28 protein-coding genes are annotated in these 25,330 nt (G+C 62.1%); 13 read left to right on the forward strand and 15 right to left on the reverse strand.

Going from position 1 to position 25,330, the window contains the following annotated elements; translation table 11 throughout:
* Positions 1-20: 20 nt before the first annotated feature.
* The 5 genes from R2823_02455 to R2823_02475 all read right to left on the reverse strand — a co-directional run bounded on the left by R2823_02455 (position 21) and on the right by R2823_02475 (position 6,098).
* The gene (locus tag R2823_02455; GenBank protein MEZ5175053.1) at positions 21-1,469 is read right to left on the reverse strand and encodes an aldehyde dehydrogenase family protein; all 1,449 of its coding nucleotides are present in this window, start codon (positions 1,467-1,469) and stop codon (positions 21-23) included.
* Between the two features lie 65 nt (positions 1,470-1,534).
* Positions 1,535-1,999 carry a glycine/sarcosine/betaine reductase complex selenoprotein A gene (gene grdA / locus R2823_02460; protein MEZ5175054.1) on the reverse strand — a complete coding sequence of 155 codons (465 nt, stop codon included), beginning with the start codon at positions 1,997-1,999 and terminating at the stop codon, positions 1,535-1,537.
* A 44-nt stretch (positions 2,000-2,043) separates the two neighbouring features.
* Positions 2,044-3,483 (reverse strand): glycine/sarcosine/betaine reductase complex component C subunit beta, encoded by a 1,440-nt coding sequence (grdC, locus tag R2823_02465; GenBank protein MEZ5175055.1) that lies wholly within the window; start codon positions 3,481-3,483, stop codon positions 2,044-2,046.
* Positions 3,484-3,507: 24 nt separating this feature from the next.
* Positions 3,508-4,815 (reverse strand): glycine/betaine/sarcosine/D-proline family reductase selenoprotein B, encoded by a 1,308-nt coding sequence (locus tag R2823_02470; GenBank protein ID MEZ5175056.1) that lies wholly within the window; start codon positions 4,813-4,815, stop codon positions 3,508-3,510.
* On the reverse strand, positions 4,815-6,098 hold the full coding sequence (locus R2823_02475; protein MEZ5175057.1) for a glycine/sarcosine/betaine reductase component B subunit: 1,284 nt from the start codon (positions 6,096-6,098) through the stop codon (positions 4,815-4,817). The genes R2823_02470 and R2823_02475 overlap by 1 nt, the downstream gene beginning before the upstream one ends.
* A gap of 86 nt (positions 6,099-6,184) precedes the next feature.
* Between R2823_02475 and R2823_02480 the strand changes: the two genes are divergently transcribed.
* Positions 6,185-7,081, forward strand: coding sequence for a DMT family transporter (locus tag R2823_02480; GenBank protein MEZ5175058.1), 897 nt, complete (start codon positions 6,185-6,187; stop codon positions 7,079-7,081).
* A gap of 174 nt (positions 7,082-7,255) precedes the next feature.
* Here R2823_02480 and R2823_02485 read toward each other — a convergent pair whose 3' ends face one another.
* Positions 7,256-8,350, reverse strand: a complete 1,095-nt coding sequence (locus R2823_02485; GenBank protein MEZ5175059.1) for a PilT/PilU family type 4a pilus ATPase — start codon at positions 8,348-8,350, stop codon at positions 7,256-7,258.
* Positions 8,351-8,428: 78 nt separating this feature from the next.
* A complete protein-coding gene (locus R2823_02490; protein ID MEZ5175060.1) occupies positions 8,429-9,436 on the reverse strand; it encodes a histone deacetylase in 1,008 nt (335 codons plus the stop codon).
* Between the two features lie 95 nt (positions 9,437-9,531).
* On the opposite strand from R2823_02490, the gene R2823_02495 reads away from it, so the two are divergent.
* From R2823_02495 to R2823_02530, 8 genes are all read left to right on the forward strand, one after another.
* Positions 9,532-10,260: an N-acetyltransferase gene (locus R2823_02495; GenBank protein ID MEZ5175061.1), complete on the forward strand. Its 729-nt coding sequence runs from the start codon at positions 9,532-9,534 to the stop codon at positions 10,258-10,260.
* Between the two features lie 3 nt (positions 10,261-10,263).
* Positions 10,264-11,550 carry a hypothetical protein gene (locus R2823_02500; protein ID MEZ5175062.1) on the forward strand — a complete coding sequence of 429 codons (1,287 nt, stop codon included), beginning with the start codon at positions 10,264-10,266 and terminating at the stop codon, positions 11,548-11,550.
* 76 nt (positions 11,551-11,626) lie between these two features.
* Entirely contained in the window at positions 11,627-12,211 is a 585-nt protein-coding gene (locus tag R2823_02505) for a sigma-70 family RNA polymerase sigma factor (protein MEZ5175063.1), read from the forward strand.
* Positions 12,208-13,020: a hypothetical protein gene (locus R2823_02510; GenBank protein MEZ5175064.1), complete on the forward strand. Its 813-nt coding sequence runs from the start codon at positions 12,208-12,210 to the stop codon at positions 13,018-13,020. The genes R2823_02505 and R2823_02510 overlap by 4 nt, the downstream gene beginning before the upstream one ends.
* 31 nt (positions 13,021-13,051) lie before the next feature.
* Positions 13,052-13,345, forward strand: a complete 294-nt coding sequence (locus tag R2823_02515) for a hypothetical protein (protein ID MEZ5175065.1) — start codon at positions 13,052-13,054, stop codon at positions 13,343-13,345.
* A 13-nt stretch (positions 13,346-13,358) separates the two neighbouring features.
* Entirely contained in the window at positions 13,359-14,279 is a 921-nt protein-coding gene (trxB, locus tag R2823_02520) for a thioredoxin-disulfide reductase (GenBank protein ID MEZ5175066.1), read from the forward strand.
* 59 nt (positions 14,280-14,338) lie between these two features.
* The gene (gene trxA, locus R2823_02525; protein ID MEZ5175067.1) at positions 14,339-14,665 is read left to right on the forward strand and encodes a thioredoxin; all 327 of its coding nucleotides are present in this window, start codon (positions 14,339-14,341) and stop codon (positions 14,663-14,665) included.
* A 24-nt stretch (positions 14,666-14,689) separates the two neighbouring features.
* A complete protein-coding gene (locus tag R2823_02530; protein ID MEZ5175068.1) occupies positions 14,690-15,664 on the forward strand; it encodes a peptidoglycan-binding protein in 975 nt (324 codons plus the stop codon).
* A 78-nt stretch (positions 15,665-15,742) separates the two neighbouring features.
* Here R2823_02530 and R2823_02535 read toward each other — a convergent pair whose 3' ends face one another.
* The 8 genes from R2823_02535 to rpmH form a co-directional block, all read right to left on the reverse strand.
* Entirely contained in the window at positions 15,743-16,609 is an 867-nt protein-coding gene (locus R2823_02535) for a ParB/RepB/Spo0J family partition protein (protein MEZ5175069.1), read from the reverse strand.
* On the reverse strand, positions 16,596-17,375 hold the full coding sequence (locus R2823_02540) for an AAA family ATPase (GenBank protein ID MEZ5175070.1): 780 nt from the start codon (positions 17,373-17,375) through the stop codon (positions 16,596-16,598). Before R2823_02540 ends, R2823_02535 begins: the two co-directional genes overlap by 14 nt.
* Positions 17,376-17,399: 24 nt before the next feature.
* Positions 17,400-18,050 carry an RsmG family class I SAM-dependent methyltransferase gene (locus R2823_02545; GenBank protein ID MEZ5175071.1) on the reverse strand — a complete coding sequence of 217 codons (651 nt, stop codon included), beginning with the start codon at positions 18,048-18,050 and terminating at the stop codon, positions 17,400-17,402.
* Positions 18,051-18,159: 109 nt separating this feature from the next.
* Complete coding sequence (jag, locus tag R2823_02550; protein ID MEZ5175072.1) at positions 18,160-19,011, reverse strand: RNA-binding cell elongation regulator Jag/EloR; 852 nt, start codon at positions 19,009-19,011, stop codon at positions 18,160-18,162.
* A 4-nt stretch (positions 19,012-19,015) separates the two neighbouring features.
* Entirely contained in the window at positions 19,016-19,963 is a 948-nt protein-coding gene (locus R2823_02555) for a YidC/Oxa1 family membrane protein insertase (protein ID MEZ5175073.1), read from the reverse strand.
* Positions 19,960-20,238, reverse strand: a complete 279-nt coding sequence (gene yidD / locus R2823_02560) for a membrane protein insertion efficiency factor YidD (protein MEZ5175074.1) — start codon at positions 20,236-20,238, stop codon at positions 19,960-19,962. The genes R2823_02555 and yidD overlap by 4 nt, the downstream gene beginning before the upstream one ends.
* On the reverse strand, positions 20,235-20,567 hold the full coding sequence (gene rnpA, locus R2823_02565) for a ribonuclease P protein component (protein ID MEZ5175075.1): 333 nt from the start codon (positions 20,565-20,567) through the stop codon (positions 20,235-20,237). The genes yidD and rnpA overlap by 4 nt, the downstream gene beginning before the upstream one ends.
* A 3-nt stretch (positions 20,568-20,570) precedes the next feature.
* Entirely contained in the window at positions 20,571-20,705 is a 135-nt protein-coding gene (gene rpmH / locus R2823_02570) for a 50S ribosomal protein L34 (GenBank protein ID MEZ5175076.1), read from the reverse strand.
* Positions 20,706-21,158: 453 nt separating this feature from the next.
* Between rpmH and dnaA the strand changes: the two genes are divergently transcribed.
* The 4 genes from dnaA (at position 21,159) to R2823_02590 (ending at position 25,248) form a co-directional block, all read left to right on the forward strand.
* Positions 21,159-22,550 carry a chromosomal replication initiator protein DnaA gene (gene dnaA / locus R2823_02575; protein MEZ5175077.1) on the forward strand — a complete coding sequence of 464 codons (1,392 nt, stop codon included), beginning with the start codon at positions 21,159-21,161 and terminating at the stop codon, positions 22,548-22,550.
* Between the two features lie 185 nt (positions 22,551-22,735).
* The gene (gene dnaN, locus R2823_02580) at positions 22,736-23,815 is read left to right on the forward strand and encodes a DNA polymerase III subunit beta (GenBank protein MEZ5175078.1); all 1,080 of its coding nucleotides are present in this window, start codon (positions 22,736-22,738) and stop codon (positions 23,813-23,815) included.
* Positions 23,816-23,821: 6 nt separating this feature from the next.
* Positions 23,822-24,913, forward strand: coding sequence for a DNA replication/repair protein RecF (locus tag R2823_02585; GenBank protein MEZ5175079.1), 1,092 nt, complete (start codon positions 23,822-23,824; stop codon positions 24,911-24,913).
* A complete protein-coding gene (locus R2823_02590) occupies positions 24,910-25,248 on the forward strand; it encodes a DUF721 domain-containing protein (protein MEZ5175080.1) in 339 nt (112 codons plus the stop codon). Before R2823_02585 ends, R2823_02590 begins: the two co-directional genes overlap by 4 nt.
* The last annotated feature ends 82 nt before the right edge of the window (positions 25,249-25,330 follow it).

Genomic DNA, 25,330 nt, shown 5'->3' on the forward strand with positions numbered 1-25,330 from the left:
CGCTCTGGCCTGGGCGGCTGCTACCACCCTCCGGATTCCCCAATCCTGACACTGACTGACTTCTGATTGAGGAACTCATAGATCGCATCGGGGCCCTCACTCACCCCATGCCCACTCGCCTTGTACGGTGACCGACTCACTTCGAATGCTGCCGTGTAGTAGTGATTGATGAAGACCTGTGCCGCTTCCAACGATGCAGCTACCTGGTGGCCGCGCGTGATGTTCTCCGTCCAAACTGCAGATGCCAGACCGTATTCCGAGTCGTTTGCCAGCGAGATAGCCTCGTCCTGGTCGGCGAACGCAGTCACCGCGAGCACCGGTCCGAAGATCTCTTCTTGCGCAATCCGGGCATTGTTTGGCACCCGGTCGAAGATCGTGGGCTCCAGAAAGAAGCCATCAGGTAGGTGATCGGGTGTACCCCCGCCCGTGATGAGCTCCGCATCGGACTTCCCGTCTTCGATGTATTCGAGCACGCGAGCCTTCTGTGCAGCGGAAATGATTGGTCCCATGAGTGCGTTCGCTTCAGGGCCTCCAATCGTGATCTCCTGGGCTCTGCCCGCAAGCCTGTCGACGAACTCGTCGTGAATTGACTCCTGCACGAGGAGCCTTGAGCCCGCCACGCAGATCTGTCCCGAGTTCGCGAAGATCGCTGCAATCGCACCATCGAGTGCTGACTCCAGATTCGCATCCGCGAAGACGATATTGGGAGACTTGCCCCCCAATTCCATCACCGTCCGGGCATTGGTCATCGCGGCATTGGCCATGATCCTTCGACCTGTTCCCGTTGAACCCGTGAAGTAGATGCCATCGAAGCCCTGGTGCTGTGTGAGCAATTCTCCGATTCCGCTGCCCCGCCCCGTGACCACATTGAGTACCCCGGGCGGCAACCCACACTCGATCGCGAGCTGCGCGAACCGAATCGTTGTCAGAGGTGCTTCACTCGACGGCTTGACCACCACCGAGTTGCCCGCGGCGAGAGCTGGAGCAATGGTGCGGCTGCCAATCCAGAGGGGACCATTCCACGGGACGATATGCGCCGTGATGCCAACCGGTTCACGAAGCGTGTAGCTCAGGTACTCACCAGGGGTTGTAAAAGTGTTGCCCCTGATCTTGTCGGCGAGGCCCGCGTAGTACTCGAACCGCCGCGCTACGACATCGTGAATTGTCCATAGCCCGGTCACAATCGATCCACCCGAGTTCAAGCTATAGAGCTTGGCGAAGTCATCTGCCTCTTCCTTCAGCCTTTCGGCAATCCGCAGAAGAACCTGCGCCCTCACCCTCGGGTGAGTCTCCCGCCACTCGGCGAGACCTAGTGCGGCGGACTCCACCGCACGGTCGAGATCCGCCGAATCGCCGTCGGGAACGGTAGTCAGCAGAGTGCCGGTTGCCGGGTTCACAACTTCGACCACACCACCGGATCCGGTCCACGCTTCGCCGTGGATCAGCATTGCATATTCGTCCATATTCATCAGGCTTGGACTCCTCTCTCACACCAGGAGCTTCGGAGTCGACAATGCCGACGCCGCTGGATTCCTCAATCCCCGCCCCCCTCTCGATAGAATTTCACCCACTTGATGATCTCATCAACATCTGCCGAGAGCTCCATCAAGCCGACATGCTCGTCATAGAGGTCAGCATCGACCGCCTCCTTGATCTCAGGTTCCAGCATGTGATATACGGGAAGTCCCAACGGGACTCCGGCCAATGGTCCTGCCCAGGTTGGGTCACCTCGTGTGACGGTCTCTGCGAAGAGACCGGCACTGTTTGCATCAGGCTGGCCAAGGATGACAATCATGTCGTCCGGGCCGGTTCCCTCCGCGAGCTGACCGACTTGCGCCTGGTCGTCTAGGTCCATGGCTCCACCAGCAGTTCACACAAAGCACTGCGTGACGCTGTAGACGACCTCTGCTCCCGCCGACTCGGCGAGGAGTTTGAGGCTGGGACCGCTGATTCCCTCACGTTCGCCGATAGCGACAACGAGTTTGTTCTCCAGATTCAAGAGTGGACCTCCTTTCTCTACTCGTGGGACTCGCCAACGACGAGTCACATCTGTTTCTTCCTCATGCTGGGTGACGGTTCAACGACGAACGACATGCCGTCGACGAGTTGCGTCATCCTGCCCAGAAACAGGCTTCCCTTCGCCACCACCATCGCATTTGACAGTTCTCCGCGGCGCATGGCGGCATGGGCATGCCCGAGGTACGGGACGCCTGCGGGAATGTGGCCTTGGGTTGGTGCAAAGCCAGGCATCCCGTGCTCCGCCACAAATCGTCTCATTTCTTCACGGCTGATCTCACCTCTACGAACTGCCATTGCGGCAAGAGTCTGGTAGTTCGTCAAAGGGACATTGCCACTGTCCCCGGGTTCGGTGATTTCGGGATTGTGGAGTTCAACAGCATACCGGTCGATGTCGCCGAGGCGGAGCCCCTGCTGCTGGAGTGGTGCCACCACGAGCGACTCATAGATTGCCTGAGGAGATGAACCTGCGCCGATCGGGTGCCTGCCCGTCATGTCGAGACGAACCAGCATTCCGTCGCCATCATCAGGCCCCACCAAGAAGGCCATTCCCGCGAGGACATCCTCCATCAGGGGAACGCCGTTGCGCAGATGCGCCCTGAACTTCATTCCGAGCTTCGCCTGTGAGGCACCGCCAAACACGACGATGTACTTGTGGAGCCCCGCCTTGACCATGGCGCTTGCAATGATGAGCGCATGCACGGGCGCTGCACAGAATGCTTTGATGTCGGATCCGGTTGCATTCACACAGCCGACGACCTCGCCAACGGCTTTCGCCATGTTTCCTCCGCCACGCTGGTAGCGGTCACCAACTGCTTCTTCGCCAGTGTTCAGGAGATAGCCCACTTCGGACGGATCGATCGATCTGGCGACGAGGAGATCAGAGACCGCAAGGACGGCCGTCGCTTTGCATACGAGATTCTCGAGCAGAACATGGGCATCGAGACTCGGATCTCCTTCGTATGCAGTTCTCACGAAGCCGGCAAGTGAGCCCCGCTGGAATAGAGGAAGACCCCCGCCATTGTCTCGCAGTTTCGTGAGAACCTCATGCGGCGTGCCGTCGATACGGTCGATGCGATGGTCGAATCCATCCAATGCAGCTCCCGCTGCGGCTGCGAGATCCTCACTGATGCTGATGAGGCCGAAGTCGTCGCAGAGCTTCATGAGACCGTAGAGAGCCTCTTGGGGAACGATCCTGCCGAACGATCCTGTGGATGAGGCATCTGCCAGTGGATGCCCGTACCACGGGCGCGGGATCTGGCCGAGCTCTTCGGGAGTGACATTCCCGATGAAGACCTGATTGGGTGCGTAACGAATGACCTCATCCCACGAGCGAACGGCCGCGCTCATCTCATCAAGCAACCCAGGCTCGACCGCCAACTCGCGAGTCGGTTTTGAGCCGTGCCGGATCAGATCGGGCCCGTGTGCGAGGACATACGACGATGCGAGTATTGATGGATCATGCACGCTGTTTCATGTCCTTGTCATGCCTTACCACTCGGGAAAAATCTGGGCCTCATCGATGTCGGTGGCCACGGCAGCGAGGGCCTTCTGCACACGACCCGTGCGCCACACGAGCTCTTCCTCTGCGGTCCGGCCGGGATCGCCAACGGGGTGGGGAATCAATCCTGAGGCCACGATACGATTCGCACCGGCCACCTTCGCCATCGAAGTCATCGCGGTCAGCAGAGCGGCGGGGAGCCCATTCGCCTCGATCATCTTTGAGAGCGTTGCCCCGCAACGCGTCCCTGTTCCTCACGTGCTCGTCAAGATCACGGCCTGAACACCATCGGACACCAGCTGTTTCGCGATTTCATCGCCGATCCGCTCCGCGTTGGTCACCGTCGTGCCCGTTCCGGTTGTCACATAGAAGTACTCGTGAAGGGCACCGATTTCTCCCCGCGTCTCAAGTTCGCGAAGCGCGTCAATAGGGACCATTCGGTTGGGATCCTCGTCGACCCACCTCGAATCGTATCCGGCGTGAATCGAGCGAAATCGACCAGCCTCTGAATCCTCAAGCATCGAAATCGGATATCTTGCCCAACGCGTTGCGCTCGATGACTCGATACGATCGGGATTCCCTTCGGGCACCAATCCGCCCTCCGTTACCACCGCGACAGTCGAGTGAGAGAGATCACGAACCGCTGGCGCTGGCACCATGGGTTCGGACTGTTCGGGCAGCTCAACCTCGCTGCGGAAGTCCTCCCCGCTGTGCTTTCTCATGAGCATGTCGACGGCCCGCTCGGCAGCCGGAACATCGGTGGGCCAGTTGCCTCGATAGCCCATAGGTATCCGACCATCCTCGTCCGCGGGTCTCAGACCGCTGCCGGCGGCCAATCGTGGTGCGATCCTTGCAATCCGCTCGATGGCTTGGCGCATTCCTGCCGCCGAGTCGCTCGCGGGCACCATGACCACCCGCGCTCGGTAGACATCCACTGCGGGGGCATCGGGATAGAGAGCCGTGATGCTCGGAATGCCCAACCGCTCGGACGCAGCGGCACAAACCGCGCCACACGCAAGCCCATATCGGCCAGCGTTGAATGCGGGGCCAGCAATGACCAGATCTGGCCGGACGGCGTCAATCACGGCAATTGCCTCGGCAATTGTTGACTCGGGATCGGCATGGAATGCGTTATCTCCACAGACGAGCGTCTCGACGATGTGACCCTCCCCCTGAAGCGCCATCTCAAGGGCACGGCCGGGACCGACAGCCCCTTTCTGCGAGTGCAGCGGAGTATCGGCCTTGTCCTCGCCGCCAATCCCGGCGAAGAACTGATTCACATAGTGAAGAATGCGCATCAGAACACCCTCCCTTGGAGGACATTGGCACCGAGCTGATTCGTGCCGCAGTATTGGTAGTACATCTTGAGATCGAACGGGCCTCTCGCCGGGGTTTCGCTGTCGAGCAGGACCTCGCCGCCAAGGACTCGGTCAACCTCAGGCATGGAGACCACCTCGTCTTCAGATCCAACGCTGACGATGGCGTTCGCCTCCGGGACGGTATAGAACAGCGGGAAATCGTAGCCGTCGGAACCGGCAGCTTCCGACGAGACAACGACCGTGCTGATTCCTACTTGTTCCATGTATTGGCAGGCAAGCATCATGTCGATCGCGGAGTTCCCCCCTCCCTCGGCGGTCAGGATCACCGCCTCTGCGTCAAGGAACACTGCGAGCTTCGTTGCCCATCGCGAAGAGCGCTCCTTCTCGTCCTGCGTGTAGTTGTGTCCCCTGTTCACAATGACGCCAACGAAATTCAGCTCTCTACCATGCCTCTTCTGTAGCTCCCAGATGATCGGATTGTTCTGATGGAGGTATGTCGGGTTCTTGTAGCACCCGTAGACGTAGACCCCACTCACGATTGCCCCGTCGATTACCTCGTTTGGACTCATGATCGTCGGCACAAGGTTGTGGACGGGTCTGCCGTACAGATATGAATCCGCCATCGACCCTTGCCCTTGGAGCTGATAGAAGTAGGCAACATCCGGCAAGTCGGGGTCCCGTTGCGAGAAGTCGAATTCGTGTACATGATCCGGCGATTCCTCGATCGCTTGAGAAGCCAGGTAATCAGCCACCCGGAGACTGGCCCTTCTGATGGCGTCGTCGTAGTCTTCATTGTCGATCCGGGGGTTTGGCTTCGCTGCGAGCACGACATTGACAACCGCCGAAAAGGGGCTGTACCTCGAAGTTGGACCAGACATGTCGACGACAGCTTCGCGCGCTTGGAGGAGGCCGGAAAAAGGCTGCGGATACACGCTGGATGTCAGAATGCTGACACCGCTCAGGCGAAGGGTCGTCCCGGTCCCGACCGTCTCCATGCCGCCGAGGAATCCGGGGAAAACAGAGACCCCTTCTCCGACCTTGGTGCGTGGTTCCACCGCGTCCAGACAGTGAATGATTCGAGTGCTATCGCCCGGCCTTGCGATCTCAACCTCAATCGACTCGATCCGCGAATCGCCGAGTACCAGATCTTTGATCGCGGTCGGATCGATGGACAGCGTTCCATTGTGAACGCCCGTTGTCGGTCCGAGACGGACATCGTCAACCGAAACGGTCAAAACCTGAAGGTTGGCTGGCTGATTCATGTGGTCTTGGCGAAGCCTCATGAGTGATTGACAGTTTTGGTCCTACGGTCAGACCATAGCTCTTGGGAGGTCCTATAGTCAATTCGATGCAGTGGAAGATCTGGGGTGCCATCGTCGCCGCCTCTTTCGGCTGGGGAACGATTGGCGTGGCAACCCGGGCTGCCCTGAACAACGGGGTTCCGCCGATTGGGATGGCAGCCATCCGCGCCGTGATGGCATCTATCGTCTTGTACGCCATCCTGCTCGCTCGACACCATCGCCCCGGTCGCGATCGACAGCGTTGGCGAATTGGCTTCATTGCGGGAGTGTTCAATCTCTCGGTGCCGTTCATCCTCTTTACGCTGGCGTATCAGTACGCGTCGGCGGGCTTCGTCGGCCTCTTGAACGCTCTCATGCCGCTAGGAACAGCAACGGTGGCCCATTTCCTCCTTCCCGACGAGCCGATGCGCGTCTCCAAGATGGTCGGATTGAGCGTCGCCTTCTTGGGCGTGTCCGTTCTGTTGATAAGCGGAGACAGCGGCTTGGCTTCAGGCGGTCAGCCGCTCCTCGCTGGATTCCTCACGATCGGTGCAGTCGCTTCAATCTCGTTTTCGACAGTCTATGTGCGTGGCAAGGTGGGTGGATTCGATCCTCTTCAGCTCACCTTCATGCAAACCTTCGTCGGCGTCTTCATCATCTCGACAATCATGTTCATCGTTGAAGGTGTCCCGACCGACATCTCTGCCCAGAGCTGGGCACTGATCATCTACCTCACATTTGCTGGCAGCGTGATCCCGACCATCATCCTCTATTGGCTGCTACAACGAGTCACGAGTACGACGGCATCGCTGGTTGGATATGTGGTACCGCTGATCGCTCTCGTTGCCGGCATTGTCTTCCTCAACGAAGTCATCCAACTCGGCATCGCCATCGGCGGCACGCTCATACTTGTTGGGATTGTCCTCACCGATCGAAGCGAGCGAAGAGGCCCAGTGCGCGCCTAGAACCACGGAGTAGCGACGAGATGCCGTGCGGTCTGCGACGCTCGACCGTACTCCTTCCATCCAGCCCTGTGGGTTACGCCCTCTCCGCACTCGCGGCATGAGAACTCTGGCATGGATCACAAGGGTAGAGCGGCCCCGAGGCGATGCAGGGCCAAGTCCCTTCGCGCCTGACGCCTATTGCTTGGGAGCAGATCCCGTGAGTGCGCCCGTTGCGAGCTTGAAGTCCCGCGGCGACGCCACATGCATCAGCGCGTCGGAGAACGACACCTCGCCGGCCTCGTATCGCTCGACGATGGCCTGATCGAGGGTCCGCATCCCATAGAAGGCACCCTCGGCGATCATCTCATGCAGTGTGCTCATCGGCTCGGTCCCGATGAGCCGTTCGGTGACGGCTTCCGTGTTGAGCATGACTTCGACGGCAGGCACGCGGCCCGATCCCTCGTTGCGGGGCAGCAAGCGCTGAGAGGTGATGGCTGTCAATGACGATGCAAGCATCTGCCGGATCCTCCGCTCGAGGAACGGCGGGAACGAGTCGAGGATCCGATGGACGGTCTCGACCGCGTCGGTCGTGTACATCGTGGTCAGGACGAGGTGTCCGGTCTCGGCAGCAACGAGCGCGCCTTCGATCGTGTCGCGGTCGCGCAGCTCCCCGAGGTAGATGACATCAGAATCCTGCCGCAGAACAGATGAGAGGCCGGCCGCAAGCGAGCTCATGTCGAGACCGACCTCTCGCTGGCTGACGATTGACAGCTTGTCGCGGTGCAGGACTTCGATCGGGTCTTCGAGAGTGATGATGTTGGCGCGTCGGGTGGCGTTGATGTGGTCGATGATCGCCGCACAGGTCGTCGTCTTCCCCGCACCCGCGGGGCCCGTCACGACGATCAGGCCACGGGTTTCATTCGCGAGCTTGGTGATCGCAGGCGGAAGGCCGAGATTGGCGAGGGTCTCGATCGAGGTCGGGACCGCCCGAACGGTCACATTGATGGAACCCCGCTGGGTGTAGCTCGTGACGCGGAAGCGCCCAAGATCCTGCCTTCCCCATGCGAAATCCACATCCGACTCCGCCGTCGGAGGCGACAGATGCCCCGGGAGCATCGATTCGAGTATCTCCCGGGTCTGGTCGGGAGTCAGCGAAGGGAGATCCGCCGTCTGAAGGTCTCCGTGGATGCGGTATGCCGGTGGTGAACCAACCTTGAGGTGAAGGTCCGATCCCCCGAGCGAAAGCAGGCGCTCAAGAAGATCTTCGAGGGTGGGTGTGGTCGCCAGCATGCAGTCCTCCGCTTGTCCCGTCTGCCTCGGGGAGTATCGGCCGATTCGACCGAGGGCTTGAAGCCTTCTCGGTGCGGATCACAGATCCCAGTGATCGGCGAGCACCGTTCTGGCGATGTCGGTCGTCTTGGCGGCCGAACCGACGATCTCCGTTGGCCACGGCTCCCGCGGTCCTCGTCCCGACACCCCGTCGAGCGTGGCAACGGCACCGCTCCCGAGCGCTGCGAGGTCGTAGCCGCCTTCCAAGAAGAGCACGATCCGGTTCTCCGGGACAACGCTGGCAAGGGCTGCGGCCATCCAGCCGTAATGCGGCGAAGCGAGGTTCAGTTCGCCGAGCGGATCATCGATATGCGCGTCGTACCCGCTGCTGACGAGGATCCAGTCAGGGTCGAACTGGCGCAGCGGTGGCATCGCGAGCTGATCGAATGCGGCGAGATACGACATCGCGTCGGTTCGCGCCGGAATCGGGATGTTGACGGTCATCCCCCTTGCCGAGCCTTCACCGATCTCGTCGACCCATCCGGTCCCCGGATAGAACGGGAACGCGTGAAGCGACACATACAGGACTTCCGGATCGTCGTAGAAGGTGTGCTGGGTCCCGTTCCCGTGGTGGACATCCCAGTCGACGATTGCCACCCGATCGCCCCTCCAACGCAGATACGCCGCCGTCACCGCGATGTTGTTGAACAGGCAGAACCCCATGGCCTTGTGGCGTTCGGCGTGATGTCCGGGCGGTCGCATCACCACGAACGCTGTCGCGTTCCGAGTGGCGAGCCGATCGACGGCCGCTGGTCCGGCACCGGCGGCACGCAGCGCCGCATCCCACGACGCTGGCACCGCGTAGGTGTCGGGGTCAAGGGAGCCTCCACCCGCGGCGCAGTACGAGTGGATGTGTTCGATGTAGGCAACATCGTGGACCTCGCGCAACAGATCGACATCAACGGCGGGTGCCTCGCGGTCCATCACTTCGTGCGAGCTTGCGCGGATGGCGTCACTCACCGCAACCACACGCTGGGGACGCTCCGGGTGTCCATGCGGTCCCACATGACGCAGGCTCAGCTCGTGGGTCCAAAGGTCGACGATCATCCTCCCAATTGTCCCATGAACGGTGCTTCCCCGATCCGCGCCTAGCCTGTGGTTGACAGCAACCCGATCTCGATGGGGTGGGGACCGACATGGCCATGGCCGACACAACGCATGTGGTGTTCCAACGCGGCACCTGGCCCGGAGCCATCTCGCTGCGTCGCGGTTGGGCGCGGGCAGAGGCTCGACCGTGGAATGATTCGTTCAACGATGCCCATCTGCGCCTCGTGCGCGGCGGGTCGGGGTTCATCTCGGACTGCACGCAACGCCTCATCGATCTCGGCGCCCCCTCGATTCTGTCGACACCCCTCGCCGAACCGGCGCGCCGCCCGTGGGTCTCGGCCGGGTTCGAGCCGGACATTCACCTGTCGTTGATGCGACTGTCCCTCGACAGCGATGTCCCCCCACCGAGCCACCTCGTGCATCGGCCGGACGAGGTCGATCTCGATCGGTTGCTGTGCATCGACATCGCCGCGTTCGAGGGTTTCTGGCAGTTCGATCGCAACGCCCTCGACGAAGCAACCCACGCGACCTCGAAGTCCGATGTGTTCGTCATCAACGACGGCGATTCGGGGGTTGCCGGATACGCCATCGTCGGCTACGGCCACGCCATCTCCTACCTCCAGCGCGTCGCCGTCCATCCGAAATGGCAGGGACAGGGCATGGGACGGAGCCTGATTCGCGCCGCCGCGCGCGGTGCCCGTAGGGCAGGATCGCGGGCCCTGCTGCTCAACACCAAGTCCGAGAACGAACCGGCGATCGGCCTATACGAGTCCGAAGGTTATGTTCTTCTCCCCGAATCGTTGGCCGTGCTCAGGGCAAGTTGACCCATGCCTCCAAGGCTTCCCGAACGGTATCGCCTCAACATCAGGCTCGGGAGTGACGGCGACATCGAGGAATGGCTCGCCCAAGACACCGAGCTCGATCGTCCGGTCCTCGTGCGCTACCTCGCGCCGGAGGCGTCACACGGGAGGCACGCCACCTTCCTCGAAGGTGTCCGGTCCGCGGCGGCGCTGACCGAACTGCACCTCCAGAAGGTGTTCGCAGCAGGCGAGACATCGGCTTCGGCGTATTCGGTGAGCGAATGGGACGGCGGCGTCTCGGTCGCCGATCGGATGCGGGCAGGGGAAGGCCTCCCCGTCGAGGAGTTCTTGCCAAACGCGTCCGGGTTGTGCCTTGCACTCTCGAAGTTCCACGCCACCGGTGGCGTCCACGGTGCGCTCGACACCTCGGCCATCCACTACTCGGCGGCGCATCCCGCCAAGATCGGCGCGTTCGGACGAACACCGAGATGGCGCGACCGCCAGAGCGACACCCGTGCCCTCGCTGAGGCGCTCCGTGCGGGCCTCACCGGCACCGATGACCCGTCGGTGATGCCTTCGAGTGTCCTCGACGGCGTCAGCCCCGATATCGACGAGACACTCGCGGCGGGGATCAGAGGGGACTACGACGCGGCATCGCTCGCCGCTCATCTGTCGTCGGCCACCTACCGGGCCAGCCAACGGGACGGATCGGTGAGCTCGTGGCGGTCGGTTCTCGTTATGTCGTTCATCGCCGGCGCCATCGCCCTGCTCGCGGCCGTCGGACTCGCCGCCGAGTTCGACCCGGACTCACCGTTCCTGTTTCCCGTGACGGGCGAAGTGTCGGGAGCAACGACGACCGTCCCGATCGAGATCGAGGATGAACAGCCAGCCGACTCCCTTGATGCAACCGTCATGGCGTACGATCCGCTCGGCGACGGCGTCGAGAGCGACGACGAGGTTGGCAACGCCACAGATGGCGACACCTCGACGGCGTGGCCGACCGAGGCCTATTCGCGGCCGATCACGGACTTCAAGGAGGGAGTAGGCCTTGTCTTTGATGTCGAGGGCACGCCGACCGTCGTGTATGTCCGTGGGACACCGGACACGGCCTTCACGGTCGACTGGGCTCCCGATGTTCCCGATGGTGTCGATGGCTGGGAACACATCGGCCAGGGCACCCTCCAACGCTCCCGGGTGCAGCTCCAGCTTCCGGTACGCGGCGGCGGGCTGTGGAGGCTGTGGCTGATCGAGCTGCCGGAGCGCTCCGACGGGTTCTTCCAGGCACACATCGACGAGGTTCGTTTCAGCTCCTGAACGTCGACCGAGTCTCGATCTCGGACGAGGGATCACTTCCATGGTGTCGTGCGGGCGCGGTCTACCCTCCCCGCACATGACCGACCGGGCCCATCTCGACATCGAACTGATCGACCGATACCTTGCCGGAGATCTCGACGCGTTCAATGAGCTGATGGATGCCCATGAACAGAGGGTGTTCGCGATCTGTCTGCGGATGCTCACCGAACGGGAAGCGGCCCTCGACGCGACGCAGGACACCTTCCTCACGGTGTTCCGGAAGGCCGACCGCTACCAGGCAAAGGCCGCCTTCTCGACATGGCTCTACCGGGTCGCGATGAACACCTGCTACGACCACCTCCGTCGGACCAAACGACAACGCATGGAGCCTCTTCCGGAAAGCCATGATCCCGTCGATGTGGCCGCGGGAGATCCATTCGAGGCTGCCGAGTTGCGTCCCGACATCGAGACCGCACTTGCAGCGCTCGCCGATGAGTTCCGCGCTGCTGTCGTCCTCGTCGATCTCGAGGGGCTGTCGCTCGAGATGGCAAGCGAAGCCCTCGAGGTGCCGATCGGGACGATCAAGAGCCGACTCTTCAGGGGCCGCAAGCAGCTTGCGGGAGAACTCGGGAACCTCAGGGGGTATCCGAACCCTCTAACTGACGAAGACGGAGACGCATGACCGACCGCGACATCGACCTGATTCTGGACCTGCAAGCCGGCCGGCTCACACCGGAGGCAACCGAGGCAGCAATGGCGCGCCTTGAGACCGATCCGGCCCTTGCCGCCGAATACGCCCACCAGGTCGCCATAGCTGAGATGCTTGCATCGGCTGAACCGGTCGCGTTGTCGCACGACGAACGGACACAGTTGCGCACGGGCCTGATCGATCAGCTTCATCTCGAACCGCGTGAATCGGCGACGCCGGTATCCCACCGCCGCTGGTGGATCCCGCTGACGGGACTCGCGGCGGCTGCGGCTGTCGTGACCGCCGTCGTCGTCCTTCCCTCATCCAGTAATGACTCGATGACCGATCTCGCCGCGATCGAGACGGCGCAGACCGAAACGACGGGCGGGAGCCCCCAACCGCCCGCCGCCGCGGATGCTGTCCCAGACGAGGACGGTGCTGCGGGGAGCGCGGCGGAACTGTACGCCCCTGGGGAACCGATCGATGTCGTCGGCCTCGAAGGCGCAACCACGAAGGAGATCCTTGGTGCGATCGAGGATCAGTCGACAGCCGACGGCGTCACCGAGGCGCTCAGTCGGTTGGGGTACCGGGACCGCATCCTCGTGGATGCCGACGCGTTGAACGAGTGCATCGACGCCTTGGGCGACCTCGCGGGAGGCGATGTCGGCGAGCTCGTCCTCGTCGGCGCCGACAAGGCTGATGACACGACGATCGTGCACTTCGGTGTCGTCACGGCGTCGGGCATTGACGAGGTGATCAGTGTCGACCTGGCCGACTGCTCAACGGTCGACACCACCGACTGAGCTGACAAACGGCTCCGGCTAGTCTTCGACGATGGCCGAAACCAAACAGCCGCTGTCTGCTCGTATTGCAGACCTGCTCGAGATGATCGCCACGAAGGTGCGCGCGATGACCGTCGATCGAGCAGCCGTCGCGATCACATGGATCGCCGTTGGGCTGATCGTCCTCACCGCGATGTCGATGGCACTGTTCTGGCTGCTCGTGGGAATGTTTCGGGCTCTCGGTGCGCTGATGGGGCAAGAGACCGCATACGCCGTGGTGGGTGCGGTGCTGCTCGTCGGAGGCGCCATCGTGTGGATCCGTCGCTATCCCCAGGACCGCAAGTGACCCAGGAGACATCATGACCGACAAGATGGTCATCATCGGATCAGGCCCTGCCGGCCTCACGGCTGCGATCTACGCTGCACGGGCGGGCCTCGAACCCGTGATGATCGAGGGCTTCGAGCGTGGCGGTCAGCTCATGATCACGACCGATGTGGAGAACTATCCCGGATTCCCAGACGGCATCATGGGTCCCGACCTCATGGAGCAGATGCGCAAACAGGCCGAGCGGTTCGGCACGAAGATGGTCAGCTCGGATGTGACCGCCGTCGAATTCTCGAAGCGACCGTTCACCGTGTGGGTCGGAGAGGACCGGTACGACGCCGAATCGATCGTGATCTCCACGGGGGCGTCCGCGCGCTGGCTGAAGGTGCCAGGCGAGGAGCGGCTGACGGGTTACGGTGTCTCGGCATGTGCGACCTGCGACGGCTTCTTCTTCCGCGACAAGGAGCTCCTGGTTGTCGGGGGTGGCGACTCCGCGATGGAAGAGGCCCTGTTTCTCACGAAGTTCGCAACCAAGGTCACCGTCGTCCACCGCCGCGACGAGTTCCGCGCCTCGACGATCATGGCTGAGCGCGTTCTCGACCATCCCAAGATTGATGTCGTGTGGGACACGGTGGTTCGCGAGATCGTCGGTGACAAGGTCGTGGAAGGCGTCATGCTCGAGAATGTCAAGACCGGGGAGACCGTCGAGTTCTCGACGGACGGTGTTTTCGTCGCAATCGGTCACACGCCCAATACCAAGGTCTTCGTCGGGCATCTCGCGCTCGATGGCGACGGCTACATCGTCACCGACCCTGGCACGACCACGACCTCGGTCGAGGGTGTCTTCGCCGCGGGGGATGTCACCGACAAGGTCTACCGTCAGGCGGTGACGGCAGCCGGCATGGGCTGCCAGGCAGCTCTCGACGCGGAGCGATGGCTCGAGTCGGCGGAGTAGTTCGAGGAATCGGCGCTGGTATCGAGGCGTTGCTACGAACAGGACAAGGAGAACAAGACATGGGTCAGAGCACGATGACGATCACCGAGAGCGATTTCGCTTCAACGATTCAATCCGACACGCCGACGCTCGTCGATTTCTGGGCCGAGTGGTGTGGACCGTGCAAGATGATGAATGGACCCCTCGAGGAACTTGCCGCCGAGCACGAGGGAAAGCTGAATATTGCGAAGCTCAACATCGATGAGAATCCCGGTGTCGCATCGGCTCATTCGGTGCTCAGCATCCCGACGATGATCGTCTTTCGCAACGGTGAGGAGAAGCGCCGGCTCATCGGCGCACGCTCCAAGGCCCAACTCGCCTCGGAGCTCGCAGAGTTCACCAACTGACCGCGATTCTGCAACGATTGGGCCGTGAGGCTCTATCACGAGGGCGACCGCGGTGCGCCCGTCACCGATGTCCAGGAGCGGTTGACCGCGCTCGGCTTCTCCTGCCACGAGGACCAGATGGGGTTCTTCGGGGCTGGCACCTTCGCGGCCGTTGCGGAGTTCCAGGCCTCGAGGGGCCTCCCCTCGGACGGCATCGTGGGTCCGGAAACCTGGCGATCGCTTGTCGAGGCGGGCTATCGCCTCGGAGACCGGATGCTGTACCACCGTGTGCCGATGATGCGCGGTGATGATGTTGCCGAACTTCAGGCACGACTGAACTCCCTCGGTTTCGAGACGGGGAAGGTCGACGGCATCTTCGGACCCGACACGCTTGCGGGTCTTCTCGACTTCCAACACAATCGGCACATGGCCGAGGACGGCATCGCGGGGGCGGCGGTCGCTGAGGAGCTTCGTCTCGTCGATCGGGCAACCCAGAAGGAAGGCCGTGAAGCCGTACGAGAACGCCAGTGGCTCGACACCCTCCCGACGAGCATCGCGGGCCAAGTCGTCTTCCTCGATCCGGAATGCCGGACGGTCGAGGAAGCGGGGGCCACATGGCTGGCTGCGATCGAGGCATCGCAAGCCATCCAGATTCTGGGAGGAAATCCGGTCATGAGTCGCTCGATCGACACCTCTCCCGAGGCACGACTGCGATCGCGGAAAGCCAACAAGGTCGGGGCCGATCTCGTGGTCGGTTTTGTCGTGCCAAGCGACATCGACGAGGGGGTCTACTACTTCAGCTCGGAACACAGCAGATCCGAAGCGGGAAGGGTGCTGGCCGGGCATGTCGCCGATCGACTGGGCGTCCGAACCCATGGCAGGGCAATGCCGATGCTCAAAGAAACCAGGGCCCCCGCCGTGGTGGTCGCCCTTCGGTCGGTCAATCGACGGGTCGGCCGAGTTGTCGCCAACGCCGTCGCCAGCCTCTACGAAGCCTCGGGATCGGATTCGCATCCGTAGTGTCACGCCCCGTGGCAGTGGCAATAGGCGGGCGGACTGGTTGAAGCAGGGAACGGTTGTGAGAACCGTGCGATCGGGTCAGGCGTCAGCCGGCTCACCGCCGAAGAGGTGGCGATAGATGCGCTCGAGGTCATCCGATGATGTGTACCGGATGGTGATCCGCCCGCCTTTGCCGCGGTAATCGATCTTGACTTTCGTGCCGAGCCTGTCCTGAAGCCGTTCTTCGAGTTCGATGATCGCCGCTGGCCGGATGCTCGGGGCTCGTTGGGATCTGGTCGACTTCTGTGTGCCGCGGAGCCGGATCGCCTCTTCCACGCGACGGACCGTCCATCCCTCCGCCGCGGCGCGTTCGGCAATGTGAATCGCGTACGGTTCATCGTCCGTGCCGAGCAATGCCCGTGCATGGCCGGCCGACAACGACCCCGAAGCCAGCATCCCCTGGATGGGGCCGGGGAGCTGAAGCAGCCGAACCGTGTTGCTCACCGCGCTCCTGCTTCTCCCGACTCGCTCGGCCACCTGCTCATGAGTCATACCATAATCTTCCAGCAATTGCTGGAAGGCGGCGGCTTCCTCCAAAGGGGTCAGATCCTCGCGCTGAAGGTTCTCCACCAGCGCCTCGGTGAGGTTCGTGCCGTCGTCCGTCGCAGCCCGGATGACCGCGGGAATCGTGTCCAAGCCCGCTTGCTTCGCTGCTCGCAGGCGGCGCTCCCCCGCAACGAGGGTGTAACGATCATCGTCGGGCCGAACAACGATCGGTTGGAGCAGTCCCACGGCGGCGATCGACTCAGCGAGGGCGTCGATGCCCTCGGACTCGAAGCCCACTCGCGGCTGTTTCGGGTTCGGATCGATGTCTCTGACCGGAATCTCGGCGAAACCCGCAGAGGGGTGTTCTTGCGGGATCAGCGCATCGAGTCCGCGGCCGAGCCCTCCTTTACGAGCGGCCATGTCGCCTCCTGAATTCTCGCGCCAGTTCCCGGTACGCAATGGCGCCTCTCGACATTGGATCATACGCTTCGATCGGCTCACCGTACGAGGGCGCTTCGCTGAGACGCACCGTTCGGGGGATGACCGTTTTGTAGGTCGTGTCGCCAAAGTGATCACGCACCTGGGCTGCCACATCCGAGGCGAGCGTCGTCCGCCCGTCGAACATCGTGAGCAGGACACCTTCAACCTCCAGCTGAGGGTTGATGTTCTGCTTGACAAGGCCGATGTTGCGGGTCAGCTGGCTCACCCCCTCGAGCGCATAGTACTCGCACTGGATCGGAATCAGGACCTCATCCGCCGCAGTGAGCCCATTGATCGTCAGCAACCCCAGCGAAGGCGGGCAGTCGATCAGGATGAAGTCGTACTCCTCCACAATATCGACAAGCGCCTTCTTGAGCCGTTGTTCACGCGAGAAGAGCGAAACGAGGTCAATCTCGGCTCCTGCCAGCTCGATGGTCGCCGGTACCACATGGAGGTTGCGTACCGATGTCGGCTCAAGCACGTCGGTGATCGAGACTTCGTCATCCACCAACAACTCATAGGTCGACAGCTCGATCGAACCTCGGTCGATACCGAGGCCGGAGCTGGTGTTTCCCTGCGGGTCGAGGTCCACGATGAGGACACGCTCGCCTTGGAGCGCAAGCCCCGCGCCAAGGTTGATGGCGGTGGTTGATTTCCCAACACCACCCTTTTGATTGGCGATCGCGACGATCCGGCCCTCAGCCATGGCGAGAACCAGGAGTGATGGTCTTCATGTGCGCGACATCCTAAGGAGCCAGAACGGGGAGTCAAGCACCTCGGTGGCGATACTCTCACAGAAAAACGCGACGCCGTCGGGCGGGTCCGCAATGACGGGCGGCGTTGACGATCGCGACACCCCCACGAGCCCGACTCCATCAGCCGCCGCCAGCTTCGCGAACACACCTGCCGCCTCCGGGACGGGGAGTGAGGCACGAAACACGACGACATCCCATGGCGGTTCGTAGGAGCGTGCGTCTTCGCAAACGACGGCAACATTGGCGGCACCGGCCCCGACCACCGCCCGAACCGCAAGGTCGGTGCGTCGCTGCGACCGGTCCAAAAGCGTGATTTCGAGATCGGGGCGGGCGATCGCCAACGGGATTCCCGGCAAGCCAACACCACTTCCGACATCGACGAGCCGTTGCGCAGCGGACGGAATCCCGACGAGATAGGCCAGGGCGTCAGCGAGGTGTCGATCGACCAGGCGTGCCGACTCATTCGGGCCCATGCCACCGAGGGGAATGGCTTCTTGCCTGAGAAAGACGGCGAGACGATCCAACTGCGCCACTTGGTCATCGCTGAGGCGGATATCCGCCAGTCCAGCGACGCTCCGCAGCTTGTGGATCTCCGCGGGGGACAGTCGATCAGGGTGCAGTGCCATGCCCGGTGATGCTACCCAATCCGCCACCTCGGCACCGATGTTTCACATGAAACACGACTGACTGCTGGCCATTCCGCCGAACGACCTCGGTGGCACGCTGTGTTCGGTGCTACTCGTCGAAGGCGATCACGACGGCTCGACGCGGATCGTCTCCCTCGGAGAAGGAGCGAACGCCGTCGATCTCGGCGACGGCATCGTGCACGACCTTGCGATCGGCGGCATTCATGGGCTCGAGCATGATCTCGCTGCCGTCCTCCTTCACCTGATCGGCCAGCTTTCCAGCGTAGATCTTGAGCGCCTCCCGACGACGCTCGCCGTACCCGTTGATATCAATGCGCATTCGAGGGGCACCGTAGGTCTTCCTCTGGACCACGGTTCGTGTGAGCTCGAGGACGGCGTACATCACCGAACCCTTGGCGCCGACCAGCGCCTCGGTCTGCCCACCTCGGATGTCGAGATACAACACCTCGTCATCGATCCTCGATTCCACGGTTCCTTCGAGACCGAAGGCGTCGAGCAGTCCGACGAGGAACCCGGTCGCGACTTTCGCCTGTTCCTCAATCGGTGCGGGCTCTGGTCGATCATCACGCTGCACGGTCTTCTTCTCTCCCTTGGGCCGATCCTTGGATGGCTTCTTGTTCTTCGCCTGCTCGCTCTTGTTCGTGCTGGCCTTCGGCGAACGCCGGGCATTGTCGTCGGATCGCTGCTGGTTGCTGTCGTTGCTGCCATCCTTGCTCTGCCTGCGACGCCCGTCTTTGTCACCCCTCCCACGACGATTGCGGCCGCCGGGAGCTTTCGTCACGCGGACGATGGCCGGCTTGCCCCCCATCCCCAGAAACCCGACGGTCGGTTCACGAATGATCTCAATGTTGACATCGGCTCGGTCTTTGACATCCAGCTCAGCCATCGCCATGTCGACAGCCTCATCGACGCTGTTGCCCTCTACTTCAACCCAATCCATGGGGCTACTTCCTTCTTTTGCGGTTTCGCTTCTTGCTTGCGTTCGGCGACGGCCCTCCCGGTTTCGGCTCCTCAGGATCCGGATCCGGCACCGTGTCAGCGGCATCGGAATCCCCCCGTGGCCCATCGTCATCTCCCATTCGGAGGATGATGGCTTGCTGGCCGACGCGGAAGAGGTTCGAGGTTGCGAAGTACAGGCCGAGACCAGTCACGAAGTTCCAGGTAATGAAACCGAAAACGATCGGCATCACCTTCATCACATTTTGCATTCCCTGCATCTGTGTCTGCTGCTGATCCTTCGGGTCGTCCTTGCGCCGTCGCATCGTCTGTACCTGCTGGTAAAATCCGGCAACCACGATCACGGCGATCAATAGGATGTACGGCAGCGCCCCGATGAGGTCCCCGAAGTCGACCGCCTGGGATGGACGCACGAGGAGATTCATCCCGAGGAACCGGACATGCTCGAACACGGGACTCGCAATATCGATACCCGGTTTGAGTGTGCCCGTGAGGTTGCCGGTCGCGTCGGTGACATACAGGGCGCTGTTGGCGGCATCGAGGACGCCCTTGAGCGTGGAGTCCTGCGGAATCCCGAAACCCTGCCACAGCACGCGGTAGAGCGCGAACCAGATCGGCATCTGTACGAGCAACGGGAGACATCCCGCCGCAGGGTTCACCCCACGCTCCTTGTAGAGCTCCATGAGGTGCTTGTTGAGCTCCTCCTTGTTCCCCTTGTACTCCTTCTGGAGACGCTTCACCTCGGGCTGGATCTCCTGCATCGCCTTCATCGAGCGCGTCTGTTTGACGGTCAGCGGAAACATCAACAGCATCACGGTGAGGGTCAGCAGAATGATGGCGATACCATATTCTGGCAGGAGGTCGTAGTAGAAGGACAGCAGTGTCCCGAGCAGGCTGAGCAGCCATTCCCACGGAGCGAATGCAGCGAGGATCACGATGAACCGCCTTGGGCTCGCCCGGCGAGAGTGGCATCGGATCCCGGTACGGGGTCGAATCCGCCGTCGTGGAACGGGTGGCACCTCGCAATGCGGCGGATCCCGAGCCATGAACCTCGCATCGCGCCGTGGATCTCGATCGCCTCATAGGTATAGCGGGAGCAAGTCGGGTGGTATCGGCAGTTCCTCCCCATGAGCGGGGACAGCAGCCGTTGATAGATGCGAATGACGCTGAGGGCCAGGCGTTGCGCCAGATTGCGAGGCTCGAGGGTCATCGTGCTTCCATGGTCATCGGTTTGGCTTCGAGCGCATCGCCGAGCCAGTCGACCAGCGTAGGGAACGGTGCCGTGAGCACACCGGGAGAGGCAACGACCACGACATCGAGCCCGTCCGGGATCTCGACGCGTCGCAGGGCTTCGCGAAGCCTGCGTTTCGCCCGGTTTCGTTGTACGGCACTACCCACCTTCTTGCCGGCTACCACACCCACCCTCGTGGAACCAGCGGTTCCGGTTGCTTGGAACACGGTCACCGCGCCGTGTCTCCGACTGACTCCGTCCCGGTAGATCTCGGCGAATCGTCCTGACGACCGGAGGGGAACCAACATGGCCTAGGCGGAGAGCTCGTGTCGGCCCTTCGACCGGCGCCGTCGGATGGTCGCGCGCCCCGCGCGGGTTCGCATTCTCACGCGAAACCCGTGCTTGCGCTTGCGACGACGCTTGTTCGGCTGGTACGTGCGTTTCATGTGAGGTCCCCTGGCGGGCGATGCGGCGGCCCACCGGCTGGTGGAACGGCAACATTCTAGGTGCTGGTATCTCGAAACCGTCAGCACGGGACGAGCGCGCGAAAATTCGGGTGATGTCGCGAAAGACAGAACAAGACGAAAACTGGGAAACCGCCGTGGATGCAACCATGAGGTCCAATGACTTCGACACCGGAAACCGCCCGTTGTTGTTGAGTATTCGGCGTTTCGTCCGTCTCCGTTCGGGCGGTGATTGTCCCGGTTTTGCCGCTCTTGAACTGTGCAGGAAACCGTCCCTACACTCGCCTCCGCTCTTGACGGGCGGTTGTCCGCTCTTCCCCGAGGAGCCGAACAGAGGGCCAACGCGACAGGGGCCCTTGCGCATCTTCTCCACATGCTGTGGATAGATGTGTGGACAGAATGATCTCGGGTCGAAGTGCCGGGAGGACTACAACAGTGGAAGCATTGCAGACGCCTGCCGGATCAATCGACTCCAAGGTCGAGCTGTTCCACAGTCGACTCCGCGATGTGATCGGGCCAGCGAAGTGGGAGACATGGATCAAGCCTCTCGATGTCTCTCACGAAGGGTCGCTCCTGACCCTCGAAGCGCCCAACCGCTTCAACGCAACCTGGATCTCGGACAACTACACCCATCAGATCAACGAGATCGCTTCTTCGGTGTGGGCCATGCCGTTCGAGGTCGCTGTCACCGTGCGACCACAGCCCGAAACTCACACGGCTGCCCCGGAGACGAAGCCCTACCAGCCAACCTTCGACGAACATGCAAGAAAGCGAATCGACGACCCCCCCGAACAGCGCGACACCTCGAATCTCCTTGCACGCTACTCCTTCGAGAACTTCGTTGTGGGGGCATCGAACCGTTTCGCTCACGCCGCTGCGCAGGCCGTGGCCGAACAACCAGGACGCCACTACAACCCGCTGTTCATCTACGCCAGTTCAGGTCTCGGCAAGACGCACCTGCTCCACGCCGTTGGGCAGCATCGCCTCGAGTTGTCACGAAACGCCGTCGTGAAATATGTGACATCGGAGAACTTTTTCAACGACTTCATCAACTCCATCAGACGCAAACGGATGGACGATTTCAAGGCTCGCTACCGGAGGGCGAACATCCTTCTGCTCGATGATGTGCAGTTCTTCGAAGGCAAGGAGATGGTGCTCGAGGAGTTCTTCCACACCTTCAACTCACTCTACGAATCCGGCAACCAGTTGGTCATCAGCTCGGATCGTTCCCCGCGCGAGCTGAGGACGATCGAGGACCGCCTCCGGAGCCGGTTCGAATGGGGTCTGACAACGGACATCCAGCGACCCGATGTCGAGACTCGTCTTGCCATCCTGCGCAAGAACGCCGCTGCATCGGAAGCCAGAATCCCCCCGGATGTCCTGTCGTTCATCGCTGAGAATGTTGCGGACAACATCCGCGAGCTCGAAGGGGCGCTCACGCGGATCACGGCGTTCGCGACGCTGACGCACGAACCCGTCACGCTCGACCTCGCAACGAGCGTGCTGCGCGATGTCGTCAAGCTTCAAGCAGCGTCTCCGCTGACTGCCGACACGATCATCTCGACGGTTGCCCAGTTCTATGAGCGTCCAAGGGCGGAACTCGTCGGGGCGTCTCGTCGGCAGCCCCTTGCTCGGCAACGGCAGGTCGCGATGTACATCTGTCGGGAACAAACGGGCCTGTCACTTCCCAAGATCGGTGCGGCGTTCGGGGGAAGGGACCACACGACGGTCATGCACGCCGTTGACAAGATCACCAACCTCCTTCAGACCGACAAGGCCGTGTACGACCAGGTGACCGCCATCACGCAGCAGCTGAGGACAACATGAGGCTTCTCCACACCGAACCGCCTGCATGCTGCCGTGCTGTGCATATCGTGCGTGTCATGCACAGCCGCTGTGGACGGCAAACCCCCGAATCCGCTGGTCTTTTCGTGACTCTTCCACAATCCACAACCCCTACTACCACGACAAGTCTTTACAAGTAATCAACCAGAAGCAGAAAGAAGACAACGGTGCGGATAAGGGCAGAACGAGACGATCTTGCAGATGTGCTTGCGCGAGCGGGGAGAGCAGTCGGTACCCGATCACCACTCCCCATTCTTCAGGGTGTCCTGTGTGAGGTTGCGGGAAACCGGCTGACAGTGACAGGCACCGACAACGAGGTCACGGTCCGAACCTATCTCGATGTCGAGATGTCCGAGGAAGGGCGCACCGTGATCCCTGCGAAACTGGCAGCGGAAGCGGTTCGGAAGCTGCCGGCGGGAGCGGTCTCATTCGCCTCCGCAGACGGTCACATCGAGATCACAGGAAACGGGCCACAGTTCCGCCTTCGTGAGATGCAGGTGGACGACTTCCCGAAGGTCATCGATGCTGCGGGAGGTGAAGGCGTGTCCCTCGACGGAGGAAGCCTCATCGGGGCACTCGGCCAGGTGGGCGTCGCGGCTTCCGGTGATGACGCACGGCCTACCTTGACCGGGGTCCTGTTCGAGGCGAATGACGATGGTCTGCGGCTCGTGGCAACAGACGGCTACCGCCTTGCCGTCAAGGATGTGCAGGGTGTTGCCACCGAGGGATCGCGACTCGTGCCGTTTCGGGCACTCCGAGAGCTCGGCCGAACGGTCGGTGCCGGGTCGATGACGGTTGCGCTCGGGGATCGTGAGGCATCGTTCGTCACCGATGAGGGCCGCCTCACGGTGCGAATCATCGACTCCACCTTTCCGAACTATCGACAACTCCTCCCCGAGGGGCACGCGAATCGTTTGACCGTCGACCGGGCTGGACTACTCGAGGCTGTTGATCGGGCTGCGCTGGTGGCCGAGGACCACATTCCCGTGCGTCTCGCCATGCACAACGGCGGGGTTGAGCTTTCGGTGATTCGTCAGGAGGTGGGTGAGGCCTCCGAACTTCTCGAAGGGGCATACACCGGCGACGACATGACGATTGCGTTCAATACCCGGTACCTGAGGGATGGCATCACGGCGGTGGCCGATGAGCAGGTGGTGATCGAGACCTCCGACCCGCTCAAGCCGGGTCTGCTGCACGGCAGCACGAGTGAGGACTTCCGGTACTTACTGATGCCCGTGCGTCTCTAGGCGACAATGCACCTGGCGTGGCTCAAGCTGCGGAACTTCCGGTCGTATTCGTCGCTGAGGTTCGACCCCGATCCGGGTGTCAATGTCCTGGTCGGGGACAATGGTGCCGGGAAGACCTCCCTGCTCGAGGCCGTCGGCTACCTCGGGTCCGCGCGATCGTTTCGGGGTGTTCCCGACGGAGCCCTGATCTCGGACGGAGCGGCGTCTGCAATCGTGCGTGGGTCCTTCGAGGGGGGTGCATCGGAGACCACGGTCGAGTGCGAGATACCACAGGAGGGCCGGCGGACGGTGCTGGTGAACGGGAAACGACCCCAGCGCATGCGGGACCTGCTCAGTATCGTCCCGGTCGTCGCGTTCATCCCCGACGATCTCGACCTCGTCAAAGGGGGCTCCGCTGTCAGGCGTGACTTCCTCGACGACCTTGCCGCTCGCATCTGGCCGCAAGCAGCTGCCGCACAAGCCGACTACGACCGCGCGTTGCGGCAGCGCAACAGCCTTCTCAAGCAGGAAGGCCGCGGCACCGACCTGGTGACGCTGTCGGTGTGGGATGAGAGGCTCGGAGTGGCTGCGGCTGGCGTGTTGCACCACCGTCGGGCTGTCGCGGCGGCCCTTCAACCCCAGCTCGCCGCGGCGTATCGCTCCGTTGGCGGCGTCGGTGACCTCGCCTGGTCGTACCGGTCGACTTGGAACTCCGATGCGGCCCGCGATGAGGAGGCTCTCAAATCCGCGCTCGTCGATGCGCTTGAGCGGCGACGGTCCAAGGAGCTCGAGATCCGAACCACAACCGCTGGTCCACACCGAGACGAACCCGATGTGCTCCTCGACGGGCGCAGCACGCGCACTCAGGCGTCGCAAGGGGAGCAGCGGACGACCGCCCTTGCAATGCGCGTCGGCGCATATCGGGTGATCGAGCAGCTCCGGAATCAGAAACCGATCCTCCTCCTCGACGATGTCTTCTCAGAGCTTGACGCTTCCCGCGCGTCTCGCGTGCTTGAGCTGATCCCGGTCGGACAGGTATTTGTCACAACGGCGAGAGACGATGAGGTACCGATCGGGGGACGCCGCTGGTCGGTGAATGACGGGAAGGTGCAACCGTGAAGGCGAAATATCTCAACAGCGATACCGGGCGGGACCCCGCGCCGATAGGCGATGTCATCGGATCGGTGATCGAGAACGCAACGGTGAGCGTCGATGTCCGTCACGGCCAGATGATCTCGGAGTGGGACACATTTGCCCCGTCCGACTGGGTGACCTTCGGGAGGCCGATCGGTGTTCGGGAGCGTGCACTGCTGGTCGAGGTGAGCAACGGGTCCGCGGCGTCCTTGTTGAAATACCAGACCAGCGATCTCGTGGCCGCGATCGAGACGCGGTATGGCCCGGATCTCGTGAGCGGCGTCCGGGTCCGCGTCGAACGCAGAGCGAGACGCGATTGAGCACCCAAGACCCGGGATTTGGCCCTCGTTTCCCTATACTTACAAGCGTGTGACAAGCCTCGAACCGTTGCCTGACCAGAGG

Source organism: Acidimicrobiia bacterium (assembly GCA_041393965.1).
GTDB lineage: Bacteria > Actinomycetota > Acidimicrobiia > Spongiisociales > UBA5794 > UBA5794.

Bases quoted from the DNA above. Each gene is read 5' to 3' on its own strand.
- R2823_02480 (MEZ5175058.1), top strand. From the start codon at position 6,185: ATGCAGTGGAAGATCTGGGGTGCCATCGTCGCCGCCTCTTTCGGCTGG.
- trxB (MEZ5175066.1), top strand. From the start codon at position 13,359: ATGACCGACAAGATGGTCATCATCGGATCAGGCCCTGCCGGCCTCACG.
- R2823_02455 (MEZ5175053.1), bottom strand. From the start codon at position 1,469: ATGAATATGGACGAATATGCAATGCTGATCCACGGCGAAGCGTGGACC.
- R2823_02535 (MEZ5175069.1), bottom strand. From the start codon at position 16,609: ATGGCCGCTCGTAAAGGAGGGCTCGGCCGCGGACTCGATGCGCTGATC.
- R2823_02515 (MEZ5175065.1), top strand. From the start codon at position 13,052: ATGGCCGAAACCAAACAGCCGCTGTCTGCTCGTATTGCAGACCTGCTC.
- trxA (MEZ5175067.1), top strand. From the start codon at position 14,339: ATGGGTCAGAGCACGATGACGATCACCGAGAGCGATTTCGCTTCAACG.
- R2823_02485 (MEZ5175059.1), bottom strand. From the start codon at position 8,350: ATGCTGGCGACCACACCCACCCTCGAAGATCTTCTTGAGCGCCTGCTT.
- R2823_02540 (MEZ5175070.1), bottom strand. From the start codon at position 17,375: ATGGCTGAGGGCCGGATCGTCGCGATCGCCAATCAAAAGGGTGGTGTT.
- R2823_02475 (MEZ5175057.1), bottom strand. From the start codon at position 6,098: ATGAATCAGCCAGCCAACCTTCAGGTTTTGACCGTTTCGGTTGACGAT.
- R2823_02495 (MEZ5175061.1), top strand. From the start codon at position 9,532: ATGGCCGACACAACGCATGTGGTGTTCCAACGCGGCACCTGGCCCGGA.
- R2823_02500 (MEZ5175062.1), top strand. From the start codon at position 10,264: ATGCCTCCAAGGCTTCCCGAACGGTATCGCCTCAACATCAGGCTCGGG.
- R2823_02585 (MEZ5175079.1), top strand. From the start codon at position 23,822: ATGCACCTGGCGTGGCTCAAGCTGCGGAACTTCCGGTCGTATTCGTCG.
- R2823_02510 (MEZ5175064.1), top strand. From the start codon at position 12,208: ATGACCGACCGCGACATCGACCTGATTCTGGACCTGCAAGCCGGCCGG.
- yidD (MEZ5175074.1), bottom strand. From the start codon at position 20,238: ATGACCCTCGAGCCTCGCAATCTGGCGCAACGCCTGGCCCTCAGCGTC.
- R2823_02545 (MEZ5175071.1), bottom strand. From the start codon at position 18,050: ATGGCACTGCACCCTGATCGACTGTCCCCCGCGGAGATCCACAAGCTG.
- rpmH (MEZ5175076.1), bottom strand. From the start codon at position 20,705: ATGAAACGCACGTACCAGCCGAACAAGCGTCGTCGCAAGCGCAAGCAC.
- jag (MEZ5175072.1), bottom strand. From the start codon at position 19,011: ATGGATTGGGTTGAAGTAGAGGGCAACAGCGTCGATGAGGCTGTCGAC.
- R2823_02490 (MEZ5175060.1), bottom strand. From the start codon at position 9,436: ATGATCGTCGACCTTTGGACCCACGAGCTGAGCCTGCGTCATGTGGGA.
- R2823_02505 (MEZ5175063.1), top strand. From the start codon at position 11,627: ATGACCGACCGGGCCCATCTCGACATCGAACTGATCGACCGATACCTT.
- rnpA (MEZ5175075.1), bottom strand. From the start codon at position 20,567: ATGTTGGTTCCCCTCCGGTCGTCAGGACGATTCGCCGAGATCTACCGG.